Below are 7,140 nucleotides of genomic sequence, written 5' to 3'. Positions count from 1 at the left end.
GCCCAGCCGGACGCGGCCCCCATCACGTGTCCGTACCGGGCGACCACCCCGCCCGCCATCGACGCGTCCGAGGTCCCGAAGCCCGGCCAGGCCCCGCCCGCGCCGCTTGCGGTCCCGGACAAGGCCCCCGGCGGTGACGGACTCTCGGGCTGCGGCGTCATCACCGCGAGCGGCACCCCGCCGCTGCCGAACGACATCTCGGCCGAGGCATGGCTGGTCGCCGACCTCGACAGCGGCGACGTGATCGCCACGAAGGACCCGCACGGCAGACACCGGCCCGCCAGCATCATCAAGGTGCTGACCGCGATGGCCGCGATCGACGAGCTCAACCTCAACAAGACCGTGCCGGGCACCGCCGACGACGCCGCGGCCGAGGGCACCCGGGTCGGGGTCGGCGAGGGCGGCGTCTACACGATCAACGACCTGCTGCACGGCCTGCTCATGCACTCGGGCAACGACGCCGCGCACGCGCTGGCCCGCCAGCTCGGCGGCTGGGACACGGCGCTGCGCAAGCTCAACGTGCTCGCCGACCAGCTCGGCGGCCGCGACACCCGGGTCGCCACGCCGTCCGGCCTGGACGGGCCGGGGATGAGCACGTCGGCCTACGACATCGGGCTGTTCTACCGGTACGCCTGGCAGAACCCGACGTTCACCGACATCGTCGCCACTCGCAGCTTCCAATTCCCCGCGCGCGACGGCTCCCACTACGAGGTGGTCAACGACAACCAGCTGCTGGTCAACTATCCCGGCGCGCTGGGCGGCAAGACCGGGTTCACCGACGACGCGGGCCAGACGTTCGTCGGCGCCGCCGAACGGGACGGCCGCCGGCTGGTCGCCGTGCTGATGCGCGGCACCCGCCAACCCATCGCGCCCTGGCAGCAGGCCGCGCACCTGCTCGACTACGGGTTCTCCGTGCCCGAGGGCACCAAGGTCGGCACCCTGGTCGAGCCCGACCCGTCGCTGCAGACGCCGCAGGCACTGGAGGTCACGGCGGACGCCGCCGCGGCCGCACAGGCCGCCGGAGTGCTGCCGCCCGCCGACGCGATGCCGGTGCGGGTGGGCGTCGGCGTGGTCGGGGCGATCATCGTGTTCGGTCTCATCATGGCCGCCCGCTCACTGAATCGCCGCGTGGCGCAGTAAACGTCAGAGATCGGTCTGCGGCCCCCAGGCGTGCCGGTCCTTCTTGGCGGCCCGCTTACCGAGCTTGCCCTCGGACACCAGCATCGCGAGGCTGTCGAGCACGATCCGCGAGCTGATCAGCGCGGTCTGTTCGGCCCAGTCGTAGGGCGGTGCGCACTCCACCACCTCCAGGCCGGCGAGGCCCTCGGCGGAGATCATCCTGATCAGATTGATCGCCTCCCGCGGCAGCAGACCACCCGGTTCCGGCCAGCCGGTGCCCGGCACGAAACCGGCGTCGATGACGTCGATGTCGAAGGACAGGTACACCGCCTTGGCGCCCTTCCACGCCGTCTCGAGTGCGAGCTCGACGACCTTCTCCAGGCCGACCCGCTCGATGTCACCGATAGAGATGACGGTGGTGCCGCGTTCCCGGCCGACCTTCACCCCGGCTCGCGGCGCCTGCCAGCCACCGATCCCGACCTGCACGAGATTGGTCGCCGGCGCGTTCTTGATGTTCGTCGCGTGGAACCACGGCGTCGTGTGCATGCGCTCGTCGAGGTCGGTCTCCTGGGTGTCGACGTGGCGGTCGAAGTGGATGATGCCGATGTTGCCGTCGACGTGCGGCGCGATCCCGCGGATGGTGGGGTAACCGATCGAGTGGTCGCCGCCCAGCACCACGGGGAACACCCCGCGGCTGTAGACGTGTGAGATCGCCTGACTGATCTGGTCGAACGACTTCTCCAGGTTGCCCGGGATGGTGAAGACGTCGCCGATGTCGACCATGTTGAGCTGTTCGCGCAGATCGACGCCGAGTTCGTAGCAGTAGGTGCCGAACAGGTTGGTCGAGCGGCGGATGCCCTGCGGGCCGAAACGGGCGCCCGGCCGGTAGGTGGCGCCGGAGTCCAGCGGTGCGCCGAAGATGGCGACCTCGGCGTCGGTGACGTCGTTGACGTCCTCGAGGTAGGGACAGTTGAGGAACGTGCCGCGCTCCCCGGCGAAGTGCGGCAGCTCTCCGCGGGAGAAGGTGGGGATGGTCCGGTCCACCAGCGTCGGCGAGCCCTGCAGGCCGAACGCGAGGCCGCGCTGGATCTCCTCGTCGTGCCGGAACAGCGAGATGCGCGCTTCGGCTTCCTGGGCCCAGCGGCCCTGGCTCGCGGCGAACCCGTCGCTGTGCGAGTGGGTGTGCGGCGCGCCGCCGTTCCGGTGCCGGTGAGCGGGACCGCCCCCCTCGTGGGTGTGGGCTTCGGGGTCGTCCTTCTCAGCCACGGTGTGGACTCCTTCTCACGAGTTTTCCCATCGACGGTTCAGTCGGGTCGTCGATCGGCAGACGGCGATTCGTTGAGAGCGCTCACGCTACCGCCTTCCGGTCCTCGAATCGGGACCTCAGCGGGATGTGTTGCGCACGAATCGTTTAGGGCACAACGACGGACGGAGCGGGGCGCGCTACCCCTGCTCCCCGACCAGTGCGTCGGCGGGGGTGGGTGCACCCTCACGATCCTTGACGACGCGGTAGGCGACGTATCCGACGACGAGGGTCAGCGCCACGAAGATCACCGCGAAGTACTGAAGGAACAGCGAGTCGCCCGCCGGGTTGTAGACCTCCTGGCGCGGCCAGCCGATGTTGATCACCAGCAGGGCGCCCATCACGACGGCGATCAGGTTCACCGGGATGCCCCACCTGCCGAGGTCCATGATCGGCTTGCCGTAGGACAGGCTGGTGCCGCGCAGCCGGTGGATCAGCGCAGGCACGGTCACCATCAGATAGGCCAGGTAGACGATCACCACGGAGACCGAGGCGATCGCGGCGAAGACACTGGACTGGCCGAGGTTGACCAGCAGCACCAGGATGGCCAGGGTGCTGACCGCGATCCCGGTGATGACCGGCGTGCCGGTCCGCTTGTTGACCTTCGCCAGGAACTTGCCGAACGGCAGCCGGTTGTCGCGAGCCATCGAGAACATCACCCGCGACGCCGAGGCCTGGATCGCCAGCGTCGCCGAGAAGATCGCGACCGCGACCAGCGCCAGCAAGGTCTTGCCGAGCCAGGTGTCGAGCTGGCTCTCGATCACCCACGCCATGCCGCCGCTGGCGAGGTCGTCTCCCAGCTCGGGAGCCGACATCAGCGCGGCGAGGATCATCAGGCCGCCGCCGAGGAACGACACCAGCAACGCGTTCACGATCGCCTTCGGCGCCGTCCGGCGCGGATCGCGGGTCTCCTCGGAGAGCTCGGCGGCACTGTCGAAGCCGTACATCACGTACGCGGCCATCAGCATCGACGCCAGGAACGCCGGCAGATAGCTCACGCCGCTGCCGTGGCCCCCGGTGTCGGCCACCGCCTGCACCGGGTTGCGTTCGGCGGTCAGGAACATCGCGCCGACGATCAGCACGACGCCGATGATCTCCAGCGTCACCCCGGTGACGGTGATGCGGGCCATGAAGCGCACGCCGGCGGCGCTGATGATGGTGCACAGGACGATCGTGATGGCCCCGAGCAGGATGCCGTTCGTCGCGCCGTCGACCGACAGCGGATCCATGTCGGAACCCACCACCTGGAATCCGCTCCAGATCGGGGGCAGCACGGTCTGCATGGCGATGGCCAGCGCCGCGATCGACACGATGTAGCCGACCAGCATGAACCATCCCGCGAACCAGCCGACGGCGTCACCCGCCAGCCGTCGCGACCACTGGTAGATGGCGCCTGCCACCGGGAACTTCCCGGAGAGCTCCGCGAAGACGAGGCAGACGCAGAACTGGCACAGGAACACGATCGGCCAGGTGAAGAAGAAGGCAGGCCCGCCAAGGGCGAAGCCCAGCGGGAAGAACGCGAACACCGTGGTCAGGATCGAGACGAAGGAGAATCCGGACGCGAACGCGGCGTAACCGCCGATGCCGCGGTGGAGTTCCTGGGTGTAGCCCAGCTCCTCCAGCGTCGACGCGTCCTCCTTCGAGGAGATCGCGGGGTCGGAGGTGGCGGTCATGACGCGCCACCCATGTGCCGCCGACTATCTGTCATGCGACAGAAATTAGGTCAGGTTCGTTTTCCAGGCGTTTCGCGAATGTCACGGCTGTGTGACCAGGTGGCCGGCGGGTGACAATCGTCGGCATGGCATCGGTGTTCCCGGACGGGCATGACCGCGACGGCGCGCTCGGCCGGATCGATGCCGCCGCCGACGAGGCGGAACTGCGCGTCGCCATCGGGCGCGCGCTGCAGGGCCTCGCCGCCGAGCGGCGTGCCCGCGTACCCGAGCTGGCCGCCGCGTGGTCCACGGTTCTCCTCCACGGCGTGGCGGCCGCACTCCGGCTGACGGCAGGGACGTCGCACTGGACCTGGTTCGCCTCCGGGAGCGCTGCGCGAGGCGAGTCGGTGCCGTATTCGGACGTCGAGACGATGGTCGCCCTCGACGACTCGGTCGGCGACGACGACAAGGCCGCGATGCTGGACCGCGCCGCCGACGTGCATGCGCTGCTCGAGCGCTGCGGCATCCAGGGCGACGCCAACGGCGTGATGGCCAGCCGACCCCGCTTCTGTCGCCGCGCAGCCAGCTGGGCCGCCGGGATCGAACACTGGACGGCGGAACCCCACAGGGACCGCGGAGTCGTGATGACCGGCCTGATGGCGGATTCCACCGGGCTGCCCGGTCCGGCGACGCTGCCGGGCGACGCACTGCGGACGCAGGTCGTGACGGCCGCCGAGGGCAGCTACCCGGTGCGTCAGGCAATGCTGCAGGATGCCACCGCCGTTCGCGCCAGTGTCCCGTCGCGGCTGCGGGTGTTCGCCAGGAACGCCGACAGCGTCGACGTCAAGATGGCGGCGATCGATCCGGTGGTGAAGATCGCCAGGTGGGCCGCCCTCTCGGCCGGATCCGGCGCGTTGTCCACGCAGGCCCGGCTGGATGACGCGGCGTCGGCGGGCGTGCTCGAGTCCGGCGACGCGGCCACCCTCAAGGACTGTTTCGAGTGGCTGCTGGGATTCCGCTGGCGCACGCGGGCAGCCGGTTTCATCGCCGGCCCCCCGGCCGGGGACGTGGTGTCACTGTCCGGACTGGCCCCGCAGGAACGGGCCGCCTTGCGCAGCGTCGCGCGCGAGGTGGGCGGTGTCAGCCGAAAGCTGACCTACCTCGCATCGACGTCGGCGTTCCGCTGACCGGTCGCGAACCCGCATGTCCATCGAACACCCGCTTCCCGATGTCGCCGCGACGGTCGCGGCCCACCGCCTGGAAGGCTGGCAGCCCGCCGATGAGCACGTGGCGGCTCTGCACACGCTGGCCCGCGGCGACGTCTCGTTCGCCGAGTACCTCGCAGGGTTCCGCGACCGGCATCCGCCGCCGCAGCCCCACGTCCGCAGATTTCGTTTGCGGCGCGCGGTGCCCTACTTCATCCCGGGGACCACGGTGTTGCGCAACAAGTTCGGCGCCACCTCGGCCGAGACACTGCACGAGCTGGAGTTCGCGGCCACCGCCGGCCGGATGGCCATGTGGCTGCGCCGGGTATCCGACCGCGGGCAGGCCGACGACCTCGACGTGCAGGTGATACACCGGTATCTGTTCGGGGACGTCTACTCGTGGGCCGGTGAGTACCGCACGACGGAACTGCGGCGAGGCGATCAACACTTCGCGTGGCAGTCCTCGATCGCAGGGCGCATGGCGACGGTGCACGACTCGGCGCGTCGCGCGATGACGGTCTGTGCCGGTGCCGACGACTCCCGGGTGGCCTACGAGCTGGCCCGAATCTACGCCGCCCACAACCAGATCCACCCGTTCCGCGAGGGCAACGGGCGCACCGGCGCCGCCCTGCTGCAGCTCCTGGCGCGGCGCTGCGGAAAGACCCTCGACCTCAGCGGAATCAGCCGCGACGAATGGTATGCGGCCGCCAGAGACAGCATGCCGTTCCGGCGCGACGGCCGGGCCAGCCACCGACCGTTCCTCTACCTGCTCGGACCCGCGTTGCACGACGATCGGCAATGAGGCCGCGCGGCGACGTGGTGCATTTCCGGCCACCATGGTCCACGATGGAGACATGCCGCTCGCCCGGGGACGACCCCGCCACCGCGACCAACGGCGCCCCGGCACCACGCCCCGTGACGAGATCCTCGACGCCGCCGGCGAGCTGTTCACCACCCTCGGCTACACGGGCACGTCCACCCGGTCGATCGCGGAGTCGGTCGGAATCCGGCAGGCATCGCTGTATCACTACTTCAAGACCAAGGATGACATCCTGTGCGCGCTGCTCGACCAGACCGTCAGGCCCACATTGTCATTCATCGCCGCTCTCCGCGACATGGATCCCGGCCTGGACACGGCCGGACAGCTGCACGCCCTGGCAACGTTCGACGGTGAGAAGCTGCTGACCAACCGGTGGAACCTGGGTGCGCTGTATCTGTTGCCGGAACTGCGCGACGCCCGGGTCGAGTCCTTCTGGTCGGACCGCGAGCGGCTTCGGCTGCACTATCTCGCGGTGAGCCGGTGCGTCATCGGGGAGACCGGCATCGACGACGCGGCGGCGGACCTTCCGTTCCGGCTGGTCGAATCACTGGTCAACGTCTGGTCGATGCCGGCAGGCCCGCAGCGTGACGAACTCCCCCTGCATGTCGCCGACGCCTGCATTCGCGTCGTCGGCATCCCCGTCGCCGACACACCCGCGCTGCGCGAGAGTACCCGGAAAGTATTGCGACACAACGATCTCGAACTCACCCGGGTCGCCCCCCGGGCCTGACGAAGACCGCTAGCCGACCCAGGTGCGCAGCAGCGCCTCCGCGCCGGAGGACAACTGCTCGATCAGCGTCGCGGCGCCGGGTGCGGCCGTCACCATGCCCACCCCCTGCCCGGCGTTGACGGGGACGGGGCGACCGTCGGCGCCGCGCAGTACCCGCTCCGGCACCTCCGACGGCCAGGAATACCCGTGTGCCCGGTCGAATTCGTCGGTGATCATCGTCGCGTCGCCGCCGGCCGCCAACAGCGCGGCGCGCGCCTGCGGCGGCGTCAACGCCTCGGCACAGGTGGAGAACACCGTGCCCAGCCAGGCCC

At 69.8% G+C, this 7,140-nt stretch carries 6 protein-coding genes and 1 pseudogene; 4 read left to right on the top strand and 3 right to left on the bottom strand.

Going from position 1 to position 7,140, the window contains the following annotated elements:
• On the top strand, window positions 1-1,140 hold a 1,140-nt coding region (locus Q2100_RS24275), incomplete at its 5' end, for a D-alanyl-D-alanine carboxypeptidase family protein (RefSeq protein ID WP_302916114.1).
• A 3-nt stretch (window positions 1,141-1,143) separates the two neighbouring features.
• Here the strand turns inward: Q2100_RS24275 and Q2100_RS24270 are convergent.
• Entirely contained in the window at window positions 1,144-2,385 is a 1,242-nt protein-coding gene (locus Q2100_RS24270) for an agmatinase family protein (RefSeq protein WP_302916113.1), read from the bottom strand.
• Between the two features lie 177 nt (window positions 2,386-2,562).
• Window positions 2,563-4,095 carry an amino acid permease gene (locus Q2100_RS24265; protein WP_302916112.1) on the bottom strand — a complete coding sequence of 511 codons (1,533 nt, stop codon included), beginning with the start codon at window positions 4,093-4,095 and terminating at the stop codon, window positions 2,563-2,565.
• Window positions 4,096-4,220: 125 nt separating this feature from the next.
• Here Q2100_RS24265 and Q2100_RS24260 point away from each other — a divergent pair, with 125 nt between their 5' ends.
• From Q2100_RS24260 to Q2100_RS24250, 3 genes are read left to right on the top strand one after another with little or no spacing between them, the layout of a single operon-like run.
• Entirely contained in the window at window positions 4,221-5,261 is a 1,041-nt protein-coding gene (locus tag Q2100_RS24260; protein ID WP_302916111.1) for a putative nucleotidyltransferase substrate binding domain-containing protein, read from the top strand.
• A 16-nt stretch (window positions 5,262-5,277) separates the two neighbouring features.
• Window positions 5,278-6,081 (top strand): Fic/DOC family protein, encoded by an 804-nt coding sequence (locus tag Q2100_RS24255; RefSeq protein ID WP_302916110.1) that lies wholly within the window; start codon window positions 5,278-5,280, stop codon window positions 6,079-6,081.
• 52 nt (window positions 6,082-6,133) lie between these two features.
• Entirely contained in the window at window positions 6,134-6,829 is a 696-nt protein-coding gene (locus Q2100_RS24250; RefSeq protein ID WP_302916109.1) for a TetR/AcrR family transcriptional regulator, read from the top strand.
• A 9-nt stretch (window positions 6,830-6,838) separates the two neighbouring features.
• Here Q2100_RS24250 and Q2100_RS24245 read toward each other — a convergent pair.
• Window positions 6,839-7,140, bottom strand: a pseudogene (locus tag Q2100_RS24245) (nitronate monooxygenase); the annotation flags it as partial.

Source organism: Mycolicibacterium arseniciresistens, assembly GCF_030519285.1.
GTDB classification, from domain to species: domain Bacteria; phylum Actinomycetota; class Actinomycetes; order Mycobacteriales; family Mycobacteriaceae; genus Mycobacterium; species Mycobacterium arseniciresistens.
This window is presented reverse-complemented; position numbering and strand designations above follow the sequence as displayed.

Bases quoted from the DNA above. Each gene is read 5' to 3' on its own strand.
- Q2100_RS24255 (WP_302916110.1), top strand. From the start codon at position 5,278: ATGTCCATCGAACACCCGCTTCCCGATGTCGCCGCGACGGTCGCGGCC.
- Q2100_RS24265 (WP_302916112.1), bottom strand. From the start codon at position 4,095: ATGACCGCCACCTCCGACCCCGCGATCTCCTCGAAGGAGGACGCGTCG.
- Q2100_RS24250 (WP_302916109.1), top strand. From the start codon at position 6,134: ATGCCGCTCGCCCGGGGACGACCCCGCCACCGCGACCAACGGCGCCCC.
- Q2100_RS24260 (WP_302916111.1), top strand. From the start codon at position 4,221: ATGGCATCGGTGTTCCCGGACGGGCATGACCGCGACGGCGCGCTCGGC.